The sequence below is a fragment of the Streptococcus parasanguinis genome (assembly GCF_964238605.1).
Lineage (GTDB): Bacteria > Bacillota > Bacilli > Lactobacillales > Streptococcaceae > Streptococcus > Streptococcus parasanguinis_AJ.
Genome location: NZ_CAXSMM010000018.1, coordinates 1 through 18530 on the forward strand (window position 1 = coordinate 1; position 18530 = coordinate 18530).

At 43.2% G+C, this 18530-nt stretch carries 18 protein-coding genes; 3 read left to right on the forward strand and 15 right to left on the reverse strand.

Features of this window, described 5'->3' with window-relative positions:
* Window positions 1-98 precede the first annotated feature (98 nt).
* The 9 genes from ACESR9_RS09950 to ACESR9_RS09990 form a co-directional block, all read right to left on the reverse strand.
* Window positions 99-923, reverse strand: coding sequence for a PrsW family glutamic-type intramembrane protease (locus tag ACESR9_RS09950; RefSeq protein ID WP_373106409.1), 825 nt, complete (start codon window positions 921-923; stop codon window positions 99-101).
* On the reverse strand, window positions 916-2577 hold the full coding sequence (locus tag ACESR9_RS09955) for a C69 family dipeptidase (RefSeq protein WP_254727510.1): 1662 nt from the start codon (window positions 2575-2577) through the stop codon (window positions 916-918). Before ACESR9_RS09955 ends, ACESR9_RS09950 begins: the two co-directional genes overlap by 8 nt.
* 436 nt (window positions 2578-3013) lie before the next feature.
* Window positions 3014-4018, reverse strand: a complete 1005-nt coding sequence (gene fni / locus ACESR9_RS09960) for a type 2 isopentenyl-diphosphate Delta-isomerase (RefSeq protein WP_373106411.1) — start codon at window positions 4016-4018, stop codon at window positions 3014-3016.
* A complete protein-coding gene (locus ACESR9_RS09965; protein ID WP_373106412.1) occupies window positions 4015-5022 on the reverse strand; it encodes a phosphomevalonate kinase in 1008 nt (335 codons plus the stop codon). Before ACESR9_RS09965 ends, fni begins: the two co-directional genes overlap by 4 nt.
* Window positions 5012-5962: a diphosphomevalonate decarboxylase gene (gene mvaD / locus ACESR9_RS09970; protein ID WP_373106413.1), complete on the reverse strand. Its 951-nt coding sequence runs from the start codon at window positions 5960-5962 to the stop codon at window positions 5012-5014. The genes ACESR9_RS09965 and mvaD overlap by 11 nt, the downstream gene beginning before the upstream one ends.
* Window positions 5944-6822, reverse strand: coding sequence for a mevalonate kinase (gene mvk, locus ACESR9_RS09975; RefSeq protein ID WP_315377347.1), 879 nt, complete (start codon window positions 6820-6822; stop codon window positions 5944-5946). Before mvk ends, mvaD begins: the two co-directional genes overlap by 19 nt.
* A 148-nt stretch (window positions 6823-6970) precedes the next feature.
* A complete protein-coding gene (locus ACESR9_RS09980) occupies window positions 6971-7912 on the reverse strand; it encodes a serine hydrolase domain-containing protein (RefSeq protein WP_373106414.1) in 942 nt (313 codons plus the stop codon).
* Window positions 7913-7922: 10 nt separating this feature from the next.
* Window positions 7923-8690 carry a CppA N-terminal domain-containing protein gene (locus ACESR9_RS09985; protein ID WP_373106415.1) on the reverse strand — a complete coding sequence of 256 codons (768 nt, stop codon included), beginning with the start codon at window positions 8688-8690 and terminating at the stop codon, window positions 7923-7925.
* A 107-nt stretch (window positions 8691-8797) separates the two neighbouring features.
* The gene (locus ACESR9_RS09990) at window positions 8798-10075 is read right to left on the reverse strand and encodes a DUF308 domain-containing protein (RefSeq protein ID WP_373106417.1); all 1278 of its coding nucleotides are present in this window, start codon (window positions 10073-10075) and stop codon (window positions 8798-8800) included.
* Window positions 10076-10176: 101 nt separating this feature from the next.
* Between ACESR9_RS09990 and ACESR9_RS09995 the strand changes: the two genes are divergently transcribed.
* The 3 genes from ACESR9_RS09995 (at window position 10177) to ACESR9_RS10005 (ending at window position 13711) form a co-directional block, all read left to right on the forward strand.
* Window positions 10177-12465 (forward strand): Xaa-Pro dipeptidyl-peptidase, encoded by a 2289-nt coding sequence (locus ACESR9_RS09995; RefSeq protein ID WP_373106418.1) that lies wholly within the window; start codon window positions 10177-10179, stop codon window positions 12463-12465.
* Between the two features lie 104 nt (window positions 12466-12569).
* Window positions 12570-13064, forward strand: a complete 495-nt coding sequence (locus ACESR9_RS10000; RefSeq protein WP_125826623.1) for a DUF536 domain-containing protein — start codon at window positions 12570-12572, stop codon at window positions 13062-13064.
* Window positions 13065-13117: 53 nt separating this feature from the next.
* A complete protein-coding gene (locus ACESR9_RS10005) occupies window positions 13118-13711 on the forward strand; it encodes a 3'-5' exonuclease (protein WP_373106419.1) in 594 nt (197 codons plus the stop codon).
* 207 nt (window positions 13712-13918) lie between these two features.
* Here the strand turns inward: ACESR9_RS10005 and ACESR9_RS10010 are convergent, their stop codons facing one another.
* The 6 genes from ACESR9_RS10010 to ACESR9_RS10035 form a co-directional block, all read right to left on the reverse strand.
* Window positions 13919-14218 carry a YbaB/EbfC family nucleoid-associated protein gene (locus ACESR9_RS10010; RefSeq protein WP_003005613.1) on the reverse strand — a complete coding sequence of 100 codons (300 nt, stop codon included), beginning with the start codon at window positions 14216-14218 and terminating at the stop codon, window positions 13919-13921.
* Between the two features lie 78 nt (window positions 14219-14296).
* The gene (locus ACESR9_RS10015; RefSeq protein WP_373106420.1) at window positions 14297-15448 is read right to left on the reverse strand and encodes a site-specific integrase; all 1152 of its coding nucleotides are present in this window, start codon (window positions 15446-15448) and stop codon (window positions 14297-14299) included.
* A gap of 1 nt (window position 15449) precedes the next feature.
* Entirely contained in the window at window positions 15450-15698 is a 249-nt protein-coding gene (locus ACESR9_RS10020; protein WP_003005186.1) for a DUF3173 family protein, read from the reverse strand.
* Window positions 15699-15714: 16 nt separating this feature from the next.
* A complete protein-coding gene (locus ACESR9_RS10025; RefSeq protein WP_373106421.1) occupies window positions 15715-16827 on the reverse strand; it encodes a CHAP domain-containing protein in 1113 nt (370 codons plus the stop codon).
* 16 nt (window positions 16828-16843) lie between these two features.
* On the reverse strand, window positions 16844-17068 hold the full coding sequence (locus tag ACESR9_RS10030) for a hypothetical protein (RefSeq protein ID WP_003005653.1): 225 nt from the start codon (window positions 17066-17068) through the stop codon (window positions 16844-16846).
* Window position 17069: 1 nt separating this feature from the next.
* Window positions 17070-18530 (reverse strand): MFS transporter (locus ACESR9_RS10035; protein ID WP_373106422.1); only part of this gene is annotated, 1461 nt, incomplete at its 5' end.

Genomic DNA, 18530 nt, shown 5'->3' on the forward strand with positions numbered 1-18530 from the left:
GCCCTACTCAACTGTGCGGAGGTGGGACGACGAAATCGAATTCTAACGAATTACCGATTTCTGTCCCACTCTCTTTTGTGTTTGAAAAATTTTTCTTATTATTTTAAAAATGACAACTCGGGATGTTTCTTAGTATAGAGCACCACTTCGATAAAGGTCCCTACTTGGACGGCAAAGAGCAGTCCGACGAGAAGATTAATCCGATGGTCTGTTTCATAAAACGGAGAGTTCCATAAGAAGTGATTGGCTACTGTCGAGAGAACACACCAGAGCCCAAAGAGTTTTTCCTTTTGCTGGGTCACTTGAGACAACAAGAGGAAGATACCAACGGATACAACAGCTGTATAGAGGGCATGTGAAGCTAATCCACCAGAGATCCGGTTAATGGCCTCAGTAACCGCGGCTAATTGACTGATTTTGGTTTGGCGGGCAACGTACCCTAAATCCTCAATGATTTGAAAACCAAAGCCAGAGCCCAAGCCTGCAATTAGAATTGCTTTTAGATCTTTCTTGCCAACCATCAAGACAACCCAAAAGGCAACCAGAGCCTTAAAGAATTCCTCTGAAAATGGGGCTGTCAAGGCATCGGTCCACTTGTTAAAGACAGTGGCATCCTTGATCACATGGCTATTCATAATATCAATTAAGCTATTGCCTGAAAAGCTCAACCAGCCTGCTACGAAGGCTCCTCCAAACATGGCAATCCATAAGACATAAGTTGGGACAGTCAACTGCTTGGCCAATCGTTTTGAAAAGAGATAGAGCGGGATAATAATAGCAGCTAAGACAGACAAGTTTAAGACCAAATCTCTGCCGGCAGACTGGCTAAATTCTTGTTGAGAAAGATGACCGAGTTCAAACTCCAAGCCAATTCCTGCAAACAGTAGAAAAAGATAGATTGAGGCTCTTTGAATTTTAGTCATCTTGTTTTCCTCCCTTTTGTTTCTTTGAGCGAATCAGGTAGATCACAATCGCTAGAAGGGTTGCTCCGAACAAGCCTGCTGCTAAAATGTAATCATAGTCAAAATCAACCAGATCAATTTTCTCTTCATAAGCAGCATCTTCTTCATCATCTAGATCTTGCAGAGCACTTTTTCCGTGTTCATCTGCTACCTTTTGTTCTGCTTCTTTTCTAATTTCTTGCAAGCGTTCAAAGGTTTTCTCAGCTCTCGCTATTCCTTCCTCTGTTGCCTTCTTACTCGCTTCTTCAGGCTGAGAAGCAAGGGCAATTTGTTCCTGATCACTCAGATCTTGTTCAACCATCCACTGAGATTCCAATCGTTCCATTTCAGTACGAATCGCCCCATCTTCGAATAAATCAGGATACTTGGCTACAAGGTCATTGATTCTTGAAATGGTCCAATACCAGGAGCGGTCATTGTAATGATCGCCTAATTCTTGGTAGGCTTGATAGGTGTTGAGAATATTGCCATAGTACGGTAGGTAAGGAGCATTCCGCGGACTGCCCATCGATAGCCACATGGTTCCTCCTCCAGCACTCGCTGGAACTTCATCTTTCAGTTGGAAAATATGGGCCTCCATGACATTTGGATTGGAAATCGGGTATTTATAAACTGCATCAAACTCTCCTTTTTTCGGGATGCCTTTTCCATCTAGCTCCATTTGATCCAGTGGTTTGTATTTGGTTCCTTCCAAACGATTGCGTTGGAGATTCATGGCATCGCGGAGAGTTAATTTCCGATCGGTTGTATGAAGAAGGTCAAAGGACGCATCATCATATTTAACAGGAGAGCTTGGGTCTAGAGATTTGATCCCCGACCAAACCCGCGAACGATCCGCTTCTTGCAAAGGCGGATTATAGGATTGAGAAACATGGAATTTTCCATCCACTTCCTTATAGCTATTGGCTTCTTTGGCGACTTTTTCAAGATCTTTTGAGGCAATCGTACGCTCTGTATCCGATAAATCAACATGGCCTAAGAAGAAAGTATTTGGAAAGACTGCAAAGCGATCTTCTGGGAAGAGAATGGCCGCATATTGGTGACCGGATAGGATTTCCATATACCAGACACCTTCTTTATCGGCAATGGTCACAATATTTCCTTCTGCAGCGCCTTTTTCTTCGACGATTTTAGCAATGAGTTCAACCCCTTCTCTTGCGGTTTTCACACTTGGGAGAACAATGCTGGTTAAGCCGGATTCTGCCAAACCATCCTTGACATAGGGATCCACTTTTTGGATCTTGTCATTTGCTGAAGCAGATACAGTCGCAGAAATGGAAACCCCATATTCATTGAATCCTGCTTCGTCAAAAATTCCCTGATCTGGGGTGACATCTGGGACTGCTGTATACTTATAGCTAATCTCTGGCAAGGGATATTGAAAACCGTTGGCGGCATCCTCAAAGATGGCACCTTTTTTATTGTAGACACGCTCTCTGACCACAAAATTTTTATTATGGTTGGGCTCTAAATCTTCGGTACGCCCTACCAAGGTCGAGCCGTCGGCCGTCAGTTTCTTCCCAATGATGAACCCCGTACAAGCCTCAACAGGTTGAGCAATCAACAAAAGCGGAAGCAAGGCTGCTACAGCTGAGCGAAAATAGTGCTTCTTCATCCTAAACTCCTTTTTAAAAATGTTTTTCCTTATTTAGTATACTCTTTTACGATCCTGTTTTGCAAGCGTTTCCAGCAACCGTAAACGATTCGTAAATTATCAGAATTTTTGAGGGGAAACACTTTTTCAAAAAAGAAAGGATTGGCTTTAAAAAGTCAATCATTAGAATATAGATAAACTATTTTAAAGTAAAATAAGTTAAGCGATTCTGCAAAGAAATAGAAATGCATTCCAATTTTTAAATCGATTCAAAAATACTGAAACTTTCCGCTGTGAGAAAAGTGCCTGAAACATTTTTGTTTCAGGCACTCGGGAGTTTTGAAACCTTAGGTTCAAAACTAAGTTATGGAACTTCCTGGATTGCTGAAATCATCCACTGGATAATTTCACCTAACGTCCGTACTCACCTAAGGAAAGTTTCTAAAATGATTTTTCTTCATTTTCTCTGTTGCTGAGCTTGCCACAATTTTCCATAGAGGAGATAGTCGACTTCTCGGAGCTCTTTCAGGTTCTGACAACCGAGCGCACAAAGGAGTAATCTAAGGTCTTCTTTCCATCCTTGGACAATAGCAATCACTTCTTCGATGCTCTTGGTCTCTACCATTTCAAGAAAAACGCGTGAAAGCCCTACACCACGCGCTCCAAGGACCAAGGCCTTCACCATATCAAGGGGATGACGGATGCCACCACTCGCGAGGATCTCAACCTGATCTATCTGATCTTGTAACTGTAAGAGACACTGCGCAGTTGATTGTCCCCAATCATCCAAATAAGCGCGATTGCCTCCACGACGATTCTCAATATAGGCAAAACTAGTGCCACCACGGCCAGAAATGTCAACGGTTTTTATCCCAGCATCTAGTGCCAGCTGAACTGTTTTAGGATCCATACCAAAGCCGACTTCTTTCAGGACTACCGGCACAGGAAAGGCCTGCCCATAGCTCTGGAGATGGTCTTTCCAAGTGTGGAAAATCCGCTCCCCTTCTGGCATGAGTAACTCTTGCATCAGATTCACATGAACTTGAAGAAAGAGAGGTTGTAGTTCTTCCACTGTTCTTAAACCCAAGTCTGGCTCTTTATCGAGGCCAATATTGGTCGCCAACAAAAGATGAGGGTGATCTGTTTTGACAGCGTATGATTGATCGTTCGGATCCTTCAGCCCTGCACTGTAAGAACCAGTCACAAAGAGAATCCCACAGGCTTGGGCTACTGCTGCCAACTTTTGATTGATCTCTTTGGCCCGTTCACTCCCACCTGTCATGGCATTGATATAAAAAGGAACCTCCCAATCACGCCCTGCGAAATGGGTTGTCAAATCAATCTCCGCTAGATCCACAAGGGGGAGGGATCGGTGAATCAGCTCGATCTCATCAAAGCTATTATAGGAGGAGCTTTGCTCCAAGGCATAGCGAATATGCTGGTCTTTTCGATTCTCGCTCACGAATCTCCCATCCTTTCTTGGTAAATGACTTCAATATTCTTTTTCTTCCAGCGCTTTATCAAGATCTGAGTCTCAACTGGGTCAAAACTAAGGGCGATCCCACAGTCGCCTCCTCCAGCACCACTGGATTTGGCACAGGCAGAAAGCCCCTCTGTCGCTTCTTGCAGCTCTTTTAGAGCTGGGGTATAGATCAAAGGGTTCAAAGACTTTAGGTTCTTATCGGCGCGTTTGATACTGGTCTCAATGTCCTTTTGGTTCCCTTCACGGAGGCCTTTTTCAAGATTCTTCACTGCGCTCTGGCTCTCCTGAAGAAATTCTTCCTTGATCGCTCCCTTGACCTGGCGGATCAAATCACTTGAAATCGCTGGTTCCTTGGTCCAACCAACCAGAAAATCATAAGAGATGGCTGGCTGGATCAAGCGGATCTGGTAGTCCCAATCCAGGTCTAAAACTTGTGAAAGAGGCTGAGAAGTCAAGGCTTCATGCAACCAAGCCCGATCAAAGGATTGGTAATAAATTAAGTCCTCGTAGGCGATACAAGCCAAATCGCCCATGGAACCATTGTCCCCTCTTTGCACCAAGACCACTGCTGCTAGTCGAAAGAGCAGGTCCGGATTTAGGTCTAGTTCATACAGAGCAGCCATGGCCTTGATCACGAGCAAGACCACACTTCCGCTGGAACCAATCCCATACTTTTTCCCCTCTTCGCCCAGTGTTCCTCTAAGGTGAAGATCAAACGGTTTAGGGGCTATTCCCTGATCTTTCAGCCACTCTTCCATGAGCTGAATGGTCTCTTGAATCAAGGCGTAGTCCTTATTTGGGGTCAAATCCACCTGGTAACCAAAGAGATCTGAGGCTAGCTGATAGCTTCTAGATTCTTGGATGGTAGCTGATAGATAAATAGGAATAAACTGAATCACAGCTCCATAACCAGGTGTTAGCACTGCGTATTCTCCAGCTAGATAGAGCTTGCCTCCAGTCTGTACCTGATACTTAGTCTTCATCTTGAGGATCCTTTGTCTTAGATACGATGGTCCGATAGCGGGCATCAAATAAGGGCACCAGCTGATCCAAGTCTTCTTCTAAACAGAGAACCTTAACGTTTGGCCCTGCATCCATGGTAAAGTAACAAGCATGGCCTGCAGCGCGAAGCTCACGGACAAAGTCCATAGCTTTGTGGCTTTCTTCTGTCAAGTAGCTAAAGGCTGGAGTGGCTGTTCTAGTCGTCGCATGCATAGCAAGGGCATTGCGCTCTGTCAACTGACCGACTTGTTCAAAATCATTGCCAGCTAGATAGCCCAGCATGTCCTTGTAATCTTGTCGAGACTCTTCGATCCATTCTTTGAAATTAGTCGAGGTCTCCATGCAGCGTTTCATCCCTTCCCGGCTGGAAACGGGCTTTTGCTTGTCATTGAGGACCAGCATGATCATAGCCAGTTTTAGGTCTGTTTTGACCTTATAAATCTCTCCACTTTCTTTGTCCCAGGCTGCTAAGGGACCAAAGAAAGACCGCGAAGAAGAGCCCGAAGCAAACTTGGCTTTTTGAGCTAATTCCTCCTGGGTCAAGCCCAAATCATAATACCGATTGCAAGCCTTAACGAGAGCAGAGAGCCCGCTCGAGCTAGAGGACAAGCCTGCTGCGGTTGGCATGTTGTTGCTGGTATCCACCCGAACAAATCCCATTTCATTTGCTGGCTTCAAGCCATCAATCACAGCTCCAATTTTGGCTTGCTCAGCTGGATTTTGGAATTTCCCATCGATGTAAAATTCATGCGCAGTCGCATCTGCTGGCAAGGGAGAGAGACTCGTCTCTGTATACATATTCTCTAAGGTTAACGAAATCGAACTGGTCGAAGGGACCATCTGTTTGGCATCTTCTTTTCCCCAGTATTTGATAATCGCGATATTGGCATAGGACTTAGCTTTTACAGGTTTTCGATCCATGTATGGTGCGCTCCTTCTTTTTCTAATGCATGGGCAATGGTTGCTGCTTCACGAGAATCCTTAACGAGGGCAATCACACAACCACCAAGACCGCCTCCGCTCATTTTAGCGCCTAAGGCTCCATTTTCAAGGGCAACGGCGACCAGGTGGTCTGCTTTTTCACAGCTGACACCCACGGCTTTCAAGTGCTCATGGCAAGTAGTCAAAGCCTGTCCCAGGCTCGTTAGATCATTCATTTTTAGAGCCTCTTCCACCTGCTGGGTCAACTGACCAATCTCATGGAAATGGGACAAAACTTCCTGCCCCTTGGCTTCAACCTTTTGAATCGCCTCACGGGTATTGCCGTGAATCCCCGTATCCGCAATCACCAAGCTCGCTTTTATCCCCAGCTCCAGCGGGTAAAAGCCGACATTCCGGATGAATTTAATGGCTTGATCGCTCAAACAAGTCTTGGCATCGAGCCCACTTGGATTCATATGGGCAATGGTTTCTGCTCGATTGACCAGGATTTCTAAGGTCTCATCATCCAGCTCTTTCTGATAATAGTCAAAAACTGCACGAATAGCTGCGATACTCACCGCCGCAGACGATCCCATCCCCCGTTTTTCCGGTACCATGGACTGAATGCGGCAGCGAATCCGGGCCTCGCGAATCCCGAGGTGCTCAAGAGACGCAAAAACTGCCATGGACAAGGTGTCATCTTCAAACAAAATCCATGGACTGTCTGCCGGAATGATCTGGCAGGTCACTTCGATATGATGGAGTGGCAAAGCAATAGCCGGATAACCATAGACCACTGCATGCTCTCCAATTAAGATAATTTTACTATGCGCCCTTCCGACGCCTATCTCTTTGTTCATATTCATCTCGCTCTATTAAGGTCATTACTATTTTAATATAAATCAGTCAAAAAAGCGATGCTTTTGAAGGAAATCCAACCTAAGACGGAGTTGAGTTCTATCTGACAGATAGCAAAAGGCTAGGATCCATCATCCTAGCCTTCCATTTCTATTTTTCAAATTCTTGTTTGATCAAGTCCATCAAGGAGTTGCGGTCTAGGATCCATTGGGCCCGTTCGTCCTTCTCATAGGTCCGGTTGGACAAAAAGATCACAGCTTCCTGCCTCTTGCGATTGTACATGATGAAGGTTCCAGTATAGCCCGTATGATCCAACCAGTCACCCTCTAGATTCCATCCAAGAGCGCGGGTCTTTCCCTCTTCACGCGCAAAATTCTGAGACAAGTCACGCGCAAAATCATCCTTCAGATAATGCTCTAAGAAGCGCTCTAGATCAGCAAGAGTTGAAAAAAGTCCAGCACTTCCCGCATGAGGGCCCAGAACTCTCGCTTTGGGATCATGAACACTTCCAGAAGCCACTCCACGGACTGTTGGTACCGCCTTTTCGACCGGTCCAAACCGTGTTTCCGTCATCTTCCAAGGTGTAAAAATCAGCTCTTCAAATAAACGATCCAAGGACTGGTGAAACCTGTCTTCTAACCAAAAGCCCAGCAAAAGAAAATTGACGTCGGTGTAATGAAAACTCTTGTCTTCTTTTAACTGCAAATTTTCAAGGGCTGTTTTCAACTGTCTCGCATCCAATTGATCCCGGTTGGGGATAAAAGGATCAAGTCCTGACGTATGGGTCAAGAGTTCCCGGATGGTTGTCTTCTCATGAGCAAAACACGGGTAAAGCTCTTTAAAGGGGCGATCGAGCGGAAGCTCCCCTTTCGCATACAAAAAGGCACAGATGGTAGCGACTCCGACGACCTTACTGACACTGGCCAAATCATAGACCAGGTCAGCCACTACTGGCTCTTCTTTTTCAGGGTCCGCAAGTCCTAGATAGTGCTCACTCCACTGACCATTGCGGTAAAGCGCAAGAGAGGCACCTGGATAGATGCCTTCTTGGATTTGTTCGGTAATTTTTTCGATGATTGCATTCACGCTCATCACTCCATTCTTATTCTTCATAAGAAATATGGACCTGATCTTGATTGGCTTCAAACCAGAGTTCGATCTGGCTTGGATCCTTGGCAATCAAGAAAGTTCCCTTACGGTGCACAAAATCGACAGCTTCTCCCAAGCGTTCTTTCAAGACTTCCACATCAAAAGATGCCAATTCAATCTTGATCATGCTCAAATCCCAGGTCACCTTGTTCTCCACTTGGAGATCTTCTCCTCGGGCTTCCTGTAAATGGATAAAGTGGGCCAAAGCTGGCAAGTTGCTATAGAACTTCTCAGCCTCAGCAAAATCGGCCACATTAACCTCAAGAAAGTCCACATCAAAACTGGTCAAACCTTTGAAATCTTCTGGCACGTCAACAAGAGGCGCTTTCTCCAACGGTTCTAGGCTTTCAAGATTTTCTTCAGCATGCACGAAAATGGTATCTCCTTGAGGAGACACAACTTCAAAGGCGCGACCATTCCCTCCTTGGTAAAGGGCGCTTGTTTCTGGCTGGCGGGCCAACAAATAATCAATTTCTTGAGCTTGTGCCACTTTCACCACGATGCGACCCAATTTCTTTGGACCTTCGACCTTACGCGAACGCATACTCGGTGACTCTTCTAAGACGATTTTTTCTACTTTTGAGGCATCTCCTAAAGATAGGAGAGCTCCTTCTTCCACTAATACTTTCATTCCCAATGTCTCTTCATAAAAGCGTTGATTGACATTTCGGTTATTCACTTTCAAGACTGGGATCACTCTTACGATCTGATTTGCTGTCATACTTTCCTCCAAGCACTTTTTATTGTAAATAATTTTCTGGTTTTTTACAAGAAATTTTGCGCAAGAAAAGACAGATTTCTCAAAATTTAGAATCTGTCTTTCTTTTCTTAATATACTGTTCGTGTATGGACCCGCCCGTTTGGAGCTTCAAATTCGTATTCTAAGTAATCCTGATAGGTCCCTGGTGCAATCACTCCACGCACATCTAATACAGCCGTTCCCGCCTGTCCCACAATGGAATCTGCTAACAGGCAGCAATTCGTAGACAGAACAAAGTAAGATTTAAAACGCGAAGAAGTAAATTTATATAGCTCAGCCCCTAAATCATATTTCAATTTGTAAGCGTAGGTCGGCTGACCGTCTTCCAGTAACCTACTAGGTGGATCCCAAGGTTCTAACAACTGATCAATTTCAGCTAGACGCTTCTCTACTGCCTGATTCTCTTCTTCGGTAAGGGATAGGCTGTAGCCAAACAGCGTCTTTTGACTCTCTTTTTTACATAGTTCGATGTATGGTTCCTTATCCACTTTAAACAGTACGCCATCCCCAATCGTCCCAAATAGACGCTCTGAAAAGGGATCGTAACTTCCGTAAGAAATGACCTTCCCCTGATAACAAATATCTACATGCCCAATCGCTCCAAATAAGTTGCTGTCAGAAGTATGAACCAAAATTTCTAATTCCCTTGCCTCTTCTTCTTTTTTCACCAATCGATAAGGGCCTGTGTGTCCCGCCGAGCTCCCTTTTTGAAGAAACTGGTTAAACCGTTTTAACTCCTTAGCAGGGATAAAGGCTGCAAAGATAACCGGTAGGCTAATACGAAAGCGACGTTTTAACTCTTGGCCTTGTTGGTCTTTGTCAAATAAAATACCATCTCGAATATTAGAAATCCCCAACAAGACCAGATAAGCCCCCAAGAGGATAAATTGGAAGTGCCCATCTGAACCAGGTTCCAAGACAGTTGCTAGACCAATCCCACCGTTTAAAAGCGCATCCCATAAATAGAGCCAGCCTCCTTTTACCCGATTGGCCTTATAAAGCCAAAATGTGATCCCATAGACAATGGCACTCCCCAACTGATATGCCCCTAAACAAATCACAACTAAGTTTACGGGCAGACTACTCAGTCGATTCAACCAGATCAACGCAAGTGAAAGAAAAATAAACCAAATAGAGTGGCTATAGGAAATAGACTTGCTACGTAACAAAAAGCGAAGAAGAAAGCTTCCTAGTCCATCAACTAAAAAGTAAATGGCTAATAGATCCAAGGAAAATTTTGTGAAACCAACACCGTTTCGAAAAATGAGGATCCCAAAAATGACGGCAAGAACCCCAAACAATAAGGTCCTTCTTCTTGCAATTTGTTCAAAAGATATTTTTTTCAATATTCCTTCTCCTTATAGACGAAAGGTCTTTAGACAAATACCATTTTATCAAGTATAATATAAAAAGTAAAGAACAAAGAAACTGATAAAAGGAGCAGCCTATGAAATACAATCAATATAGCTATCTATCTGTTGACCAAAAAGACATTCTTAAGGAACTAAAAGAAATTGGGTTTGACCTTCCCCTTCATCTTACAGAGAAAGAACTGTTTGAATGGTTTGTTCGCAAGGTTTATTTCACCTACAAAAATACAGATTATCCCCTCTCTAACCTAGTGGCGGATGCTGAAACAGATCTCCTGAGCTATTTCCAATCAGACCGCGAATGGTCGCCGGAGATTTTTTACACAGTAGCTCTCCAGTTGCTCGGTTTCCGCTATTTTATTGATTTTGAAGATACGGATAGCTTCTTGAAAGAAGTCCAATTTCCGATTGAGTATGGAAACTTGGTTGAAAACCTCTATCACCTCCTCAATACTCGAACAGTCAAAGGGAATTTACTAATTGAACAGTTGGTCAGTGATGGCTTGATCCCTGAAGACAATCGCTACCACTTTTTCAACGGAAAAAGTCTAGCTACCTTTAACTGCCATGATGTGATTCGTGAGGTGGTCTATGTGGAAAGTCGGATTGATAGCGACCAAGATGGCCTTCCAGATTTGATCAAGGTCAATATTATTCGCCCTCGCTATGAAGGAAAAATTCCAGCCGTCATGACTGCCAGCCCTTATCACCAAGGAACCAATGACAAGGCCAGTGACAAGGCTCTCTATAATATGAATGTGGACCTGGAGAAAAAAGAAGCAAGAAGCATCCAAGTCAGTCAACCCACGCTCGAAACCGTTGACCCAGTTGGAGAAGCCCGACTGGTCTCTGAGGCTGAAGAAACCCTCACTCATATCAACAGCAGTTATACTCTCAATGACTACCTTCTCGCCCGTGGCTTCGCCAATCTCTACGTCTCTGGAGTGGGGACAAAAGATTCACAAGGGCTGATGACCAATGGAAATTACCAACAAATCGAAGCCTACAAGAATGTCATCGACTGGCTCAATGGCCGTTGCCGGGCCTTTACAGATCATACACGCCAGCGTCAAGTCAAAGCCGATTGGTCTAATGGAAAGGTCGCAACGACCGGGATCTCCTACCTTGGAACCATGTCTAACGGCCTTGCGACCACAGGTGTGGACGGCCTAGAAGTCATCATTGCGGAGGCTGGGATTTCTTCTTGGTACAACTACTACCGCGAAAACGGCCTTGTCACAAGTCCTGGAGGCTATCCAGGTGAAGACTTTGATTCCCTTGCAGAATTGACCTACTCGCGCAACCTTCTAGGTGGAGACTATTTACACCATAATGCAGCCCACCAAGCCGATCTAGACATCGTGAAAAAAGAGCTGGACCGAGCTTCTGGAGACTACAATCAGTTCTGGCACGACCGGAATTATCTCCTACATGCTGATCGAGTCCAAGCAGAGGTAGTCTTTACCCATGGTTCCCAAGACTGGAACGTGAAACCCCTTCACGTCTTTAATATGTTCCAGGCTCTTCCAGCAAACATCAAGAAACACCTCTTCTACCACAATGGTGCCCATGTCTACCTCAACAACTGGCAATCCATTGACTTCCGCGAAAGCATGAACGCCCTCCTCTCTAAAAAATTGCTGGGCTACGATTCAAGCTATGAATTGCCTACTGTCATCTGGCAGGACAATACAGGAGAACAAAGTTGGACTTCCTTGGATGATTTTGGCAACCAAACAAGTCAGCGAACCTTCTCCCTGGGAGACGACGAAAAAATCATCCAAAATCGCTACGAGACAAAAGATTACGAGCGCTATGGCAAGGCTTATCCGACCTTCTTAAGCGATCTCTACCAAGACAAGGTGCAACAGGTGACGATCGATCTTCCAATCGAAGAAGACCTGCACCTCAACGGGAAACCTCGCCTTCACCTACGACTTCACTCCAGCACCAATAAAGGCCTTCTCTCAGCCCAACTCTTAGAGCTTGGAAGCAAGAAATACCTCCAACCCTATCCTGCAGTCTTATCGGTCCGTACACTGGATAACGGTCGCTACCATATGCTAGACAACTTGACCGAGTTGCCCTTCAAGGAAGCGGGCCAACGAGTCATTTCGAAAGGTTATCTCAACCTCCAAAACCGGCATGACCTCTTAGAGGTTGAGGCCGTAACACCAGGCGAGTGGATGGAATTTGACTTTGATCTCCAACCAACCATCTACAAGCTCGAAAAAGGTTCAACTCTTCGCTTGGTCCTTTACACGACGGACTTTGAAATCACTGTGCGTGATCAAACCGATTACCAACTCACCATTGACTTAGCACAATCAAGCCTCCATCTTCCTGAAATGACAGAGGCCCACTAATCGTGCTCTCAAAGCTTGTCCTCTCTTTGCTTCATTTGACAGCTTAGCCTACTTATGTTACTATCTAATAGAGTATTTCATAGAAAAAGATATTAGAGGAAGTTATGGCGATTGAAAAAACTGTCAGCGAAATTGCTGAAATTTTAGGAGTCAGCCGCCAGGCGGTCAATAACCGTGTCAAGGCGCTGGCTCCAGAAGATACACAAAAAAACGAAAAAGGGGTTACCGTTGTAACCCGTAGTGGCTTGATCAAGCTCGAAGAAATCTACAAAAAAACTATTTTTGAAGATGAGCCAGTCAGCGATGATGTGAAGCAACGCGAATTGATGGAAATTTTGGTGGATGAAAAAAATTCTGAAATCGTCCGTCTCTACGAGCAACTCAAAGCCAAAGACGAGCAACTCGCTAAGAAAGATGAACAGTTGCGCGTAAAAGACGTTCAAATTGCTGAAAAAGACAAGCAATTGGACCAACAACAACAATTGACTTTACAAGCAATGAACGACCGAGATACCTTGAAACTTGAACTTGAACAAGCCAACGAAAAAGTTCAAGAGCAAGAAAGCAAAGGTTTCTGGGCACGCGTTTTCCGTCGATAATCCGGGGCTGGATCCTACCAGTCCCTTTTCTTTTCTACCACAGGAGATTTCCCATGAAAGCATTAGAAGATTATATCGCCTTTGACCTCGAATTTAACCAATACGAAGGCGCCTATCAGATCATCCAAGTGTCTGCCGTACACTTTACGCACGGTAAAGAAGTCGATCACTACGACTCCTACGTTTACACCGATAAGCCCCTAAAAAGCTTTATTAACGGCCTGACTGGCATTACCCAGGACAAGATCCAAAATGCCCCACAACTAGAACAGGTCCTCAGCGAATTCAAGGCCTTTGTAGGAGACCGGCCCTTGATCGGATACAATGCCAAAAAAAGCGACCTACCCATTCTGCTTGAAAATGGCTTGGATCTAGAAGACCAGTACGCTGTCGATGTCTTTGACGAGGCTTTCGAACGTCGTCCATCTGACCTCCACGGCATTAAAAATCTCCAACTCCACACCGTTGCAGAATTTTTGGGAGTTGCAGGAAAATCACACGATAGCTTAGAGGACGCCCGCATGACAGCCCTTGTCTACGAAGAATTCCTCGAATTTGATCAAGGCCGCACCCTCCTTGAAGAGCAAGAGAACTTCTCCACCAACCCCTTCGGAGGCTTGGACTTATCCGGATTTTTTGATGAATAAAAAGAGAGAGTGGGACAGAAATCGGTAATTCGTTAGAATTCGATTTCGTCGTCCCACCTCCGCACAGTTGAGTAGGGCTGTAAAAGCTGAAGAAATCAGCGTAGTAGAGCCCACTCAACCACTGCGTCTGGCTCAACAATCCAAAAACAATTAAGAGGCTAGGACTTTTGTCCCAGCCTCTTTTGAATTAATGAAAACTTCTTTAGCTTAAAATGGTAATTTCCCTGCGAAAGCACCGAGTTTTTTCTTGGTTGCCGCATCAATTTCTTCAATGGCAGCATTGATGGCTTGCACCGTCATATCAGAAAGAGTTTCTGTATCTTCTGGGTCGACCACTGCAGCATTGAAATCGATGGAAACAACCTTCTTATCACCTGTAAGAGTTGCAACAACCAAGTCTTGAGCAGATTTCCCTACAAATTGAGTTGCGGCTAATTCTGCTTGGCTTTGCTCCATTTGCTTTTGCAATTTTTGAGCTTGCTTCATCATATTTTGCATATTCATCATAATGTTTTCTAGATTCCTTTCGTATCAAGGGTTTAGACCCTATTGCTTAATTTTTACTGCCCACTTCTGCCCATTTTTCTAAAAATCGTCAAATGCGTTAGCGACTTCTTTTTGTTGTGATGGGAACAAATGTGAGTAGATATTTATTGTTGTATTGATAGAACTATGTCCTAGTCGTTTCATCAGAGTGAAAAAGATATAATCCTTTCCTTCTCCTCTCCTCAATCCCTGATTAATTAAAAAGGCCACATGCGAATGCCTAAAATCATGGTTTCGAATCAATTTGAAGTCTTTTGGCAATCGTTTCTTGAATGATGCTCTAAAGTTAGAGACATTCGGAGCAGTCATAGGCTCCCCTGAAAATTGGAAAATCTGTAAATCATCAGTTGAATCAGTGAGCTTAGACAACTTTTGACTTTGGACTGTTTTCCAAGTTCTCAGCTCATCCACAAAAGCTTTATGGATGTAGATTTCTCTATTTGATTGAGTTGTCTTTACAGATCCAATATGTGTTTTCCCATTACGATAATAGGCTGACTTACGGATCTTAATATATCCCTCGTCAAGAAAAACATCTCTCCAAGTCAAGGCAAGTGCCTCTCCCATACGAATTCCCGTAAACATGAGTACACGATATAAAAGTTTAAAAGGATATTCACTTTCTTCGAAATAGGACTCAAACTCCTTGAATTGTTCAGGAGTATAGTAAGACATTTCTTTATGCTTTTCTGGAAGTTTCCGAATAGCATCACATGGATTATCCTGTCTGAATCCTTTCGAAATAGCAATATCAAACAACTTATGAACAAAAATCATTTGTTGGTTAATATGAGTTGGTGTAAGTGTTCCACCTTTTACACTAGGCTGTTCAATTAACCAATCTCGATATTTTTTTACATCTTGAATGGTAACTGAAGACATATCAGCATTTTCAAAGAATCGCGATACATATTGGGTATAGTATGAGTTCTGAGTATCTATTGTACCTCTTTTATTTCCACGAAGCTCATCTTCTTCTTTTAACATTACATAAAGAGAGGAAATGGTGAGTTTTTTTGTATTCTGTATCTGATTTAACTTATGGATACGGTAATAAGCCTCATATTCCTCTGCTTCTTTTTTCGTTAAAAAATTAGATTTGCGGTGTCGTATACGTTTGCCAGTTAAGGAACTTTTACCATCACTAATATCAACTAGCCACAGTCCATCGTCCTGTTTTATTACCGCCATGCTATTTTTCTCCTTCAGTCATGACAGCGCTTTGAAGGTTCCCCTCAATTATATCATTTTTTAATTGTATTTGAAAACCAAGAATGGATTCAACTGTAATAATCGGTACACGTCCAATACGTTTATTCTTATACCATTCAAATCCTTCTTGTACAAGCTGGCTTTTAGCCTTTCGTATTAATTTACTAGCTTGTGTTTCAGAATATCCAATCAATTCCATTAAATCATTTTTATCTACAACTTGAATCATCTATATCTATTCCTTTCTAATGTCCTATTACATAGGTAAATTGTTTGGCAGTTTCTGCGTCAAAAGTACGGTAACTAATGATCCCTAATCCTTTAACATTACACTCTGAGACGAGAATTGAACCATCTGATTTGACCTGTTCCACAAATGAAACATGTCCGTATATTGGATCAGCTCCAGCTTGGCCAGGGCTAAATGATAGAGCAGAGTGTTCTGTTGGTGTATGGGTTGTTGTGAAACCTGGCTTATTCATCCATTGACCACCATTTCCCATAAATGGATCAAAGTTGACTCCGACTTGTTTTCCACGGTTGAAGACATACCAGGTACATTGTCCCCAAGGATAGGTACTAGTGATATATCCTGTGGTATCAATAGCTGTTGTCAAACTATAGCCTACAGGTATATCATTTGAAGTGATCCCACCACCATCTCTAGTTTTTCCTGTCGTTTGTTCAGGAGCTTTTGGTGTTCCTCCATGTTCATCAATGAAGGCATCCAGTTTTTGCATCGTTTCTGCACGTCTTTTTCCTGATCCAGTAGTATCTGTGAAATAGACACCGCCATCGGTTGAAGGGTTTAGAGTACCATTCGCAAATTTCTTCGCTTTGTCATCTTGAATTTTGAAGGTTTGGTTTTTATTCCCAATAATAGTTTGTTGGGTTAGTCCGACAACCGCGACTTCATCATTAAAGTTATTGGCGTATCCTGGATTAGTGTCGTAAGCACCAAAACCAAACATATTAGCTCCAGGATTGGTGGCAACTCCAGCAGTTCCAAGAGAACTTTCATTCAGTGCAATCGCAACAATTCCACGGACATCAAGATTTGATTTAGCTTCCCATTCGAGGAGCTTTTTTCCATTAATTCGATTCTTATCATAGGAGATTCCTAACGTATCTAAAAAGCCGTCTAATTGCTCTGCCGTGATACCGAAGCGATGAACAAGCAAGTTGTGAGTATAGGGATCTCCATCTGACCAGTGGTCCGCATAAATCACACTATTTTGGGATTGGGGTGAGCCGTTTGTTCCGCCACCACCGACAGCCCCCATAAGAATAATGATAATGAGGACTGGTAGAAAGAGAGGAATGAGACCAGCTAATAGAAACCATTTTAGTTTTTTCATCGAATCTCCCTTCTAGTTAATGTCTTATATAAGCAGTGAACAGGACAGTCCCAAAACGCCATTTAGCATCTAAAACAACTGAATAGGACTTGGCCTGTAGGATGATTTGGTCCTGCTCTTGTTCTGTGACTGGAAATAAAAGAAGGAAATCGACTGAGCGTTTTCCTTCTTGGTAGGCCTGATAAAGAGTTTCTTCAAGAACTCTTGGAAAAGAAGTTCTTGAGCGTATTTTGGTATTCATATCATTCTCCTCTAAGTTGTTTTAAGCGTTCTGTTAATCGGTCTCTTCGTTCAATATTGGCTCTCAATTTATCATCACGTGTCATAGTTTTCCTATAAGCACGAGTGAAGGCATTTGATCCTTGAGCTTTATACATGGCCTGAGGATCTTTATATTCCTCTAATTTGCGCTCAATACTATTAATGCGGAGTTGTTTAAATTGAGAAATCCATTCTTCTTTAAGAGTTTGGAATTCCTCGTTTGAACTTGGTGTTGGCTCCACTGTGATTGGAGATTTTATTGAAGGATTTGGTGTTTTTTCTTCAACTGGTTTAACCTTCTCAGGAATTGCCTTTGTTTTCGGAATGTTTGAATCTGGAGCATCTGGACTTGTTGGCGTCTCAAGCGTTTCTGTTGGGAGCACTTCATCGGGTTGGTGCTCTGATTCCTTATTGGTAAAGAAAGAACCAACATTTTGGAAGTGACTCTTGGCATTCATGACCATTCCAGCTCCCAAACCAGCACCTGCTAGGGCAAAGTTTCCAAGGTGTTGAGCAGATGAAAGACTTCTAGATGGTACTTGTGAAGCCACTTCTCTAGTCTTTGTGACTCCTTTTTCAACTTTGTTTCCAATATCACTCGCAACCATACGTGCTTTAGATCCAAGAATGAATTGGATCAGCTCAGCTTTGTATTTCCAAAGAAGGAAATATACGAGTCCTTTTGAGACAACTGAGATGAGTAGCTTAAAGACTAGGCCAAAGATGATCAAGGATGGAAGTGTTTTAAGGATGCCATCAAAGCCTGTAATAACGATATTTTCAATCATTTTTTCAATGTAGAAGACTAATAGAGTTAATAGACTCGTGATAGCTGGAAAAAGTAGCCCACCAAACATGACTTTCAGAACTCCAAAAATCAAATCTTGCATTCTTGGTACAAAGGACATCAATAGCACAATTGGAAAGAGCAGGATCATCATCAGGACAAGAGTTTGAGCGATGACGTTTAACATCTGAATCAAAATAACCGGTATCGCTAATACAAAGGCTTCACAGATTTTGAAGATGACATAAAACATACGAGTGAAAATGAAATCTGGCATAGCTGAAACCCACCGATTCTTTTCACCATCATCATTGGCTCCATTTCCTAGTTCATCCAGATATTTATTACGATCTTTCGATTTGACCGCTTTAAAATTTCCATTCTTATCGCCTGTTCCTAGTACCTTACTATCGTCAAAAGTTTCTTGTTTCCCATCTTGGCTATTCTTATATTTCCCGTTTTCTTGACCTGTATTGACAAAGACATAGGCTTTATAAGAGGTTTCTGCAATATAGCTATCTGCCATGGAATCGCCAATTTTAATGGATTTATTATTGCCATACTCTACCTTGATATTCGTGATATTTTTAGTAACATCTTGGGAAACATGGTTAATGGTATCTAGTAGATACAGACCACCTGATGTTCCAGCAAT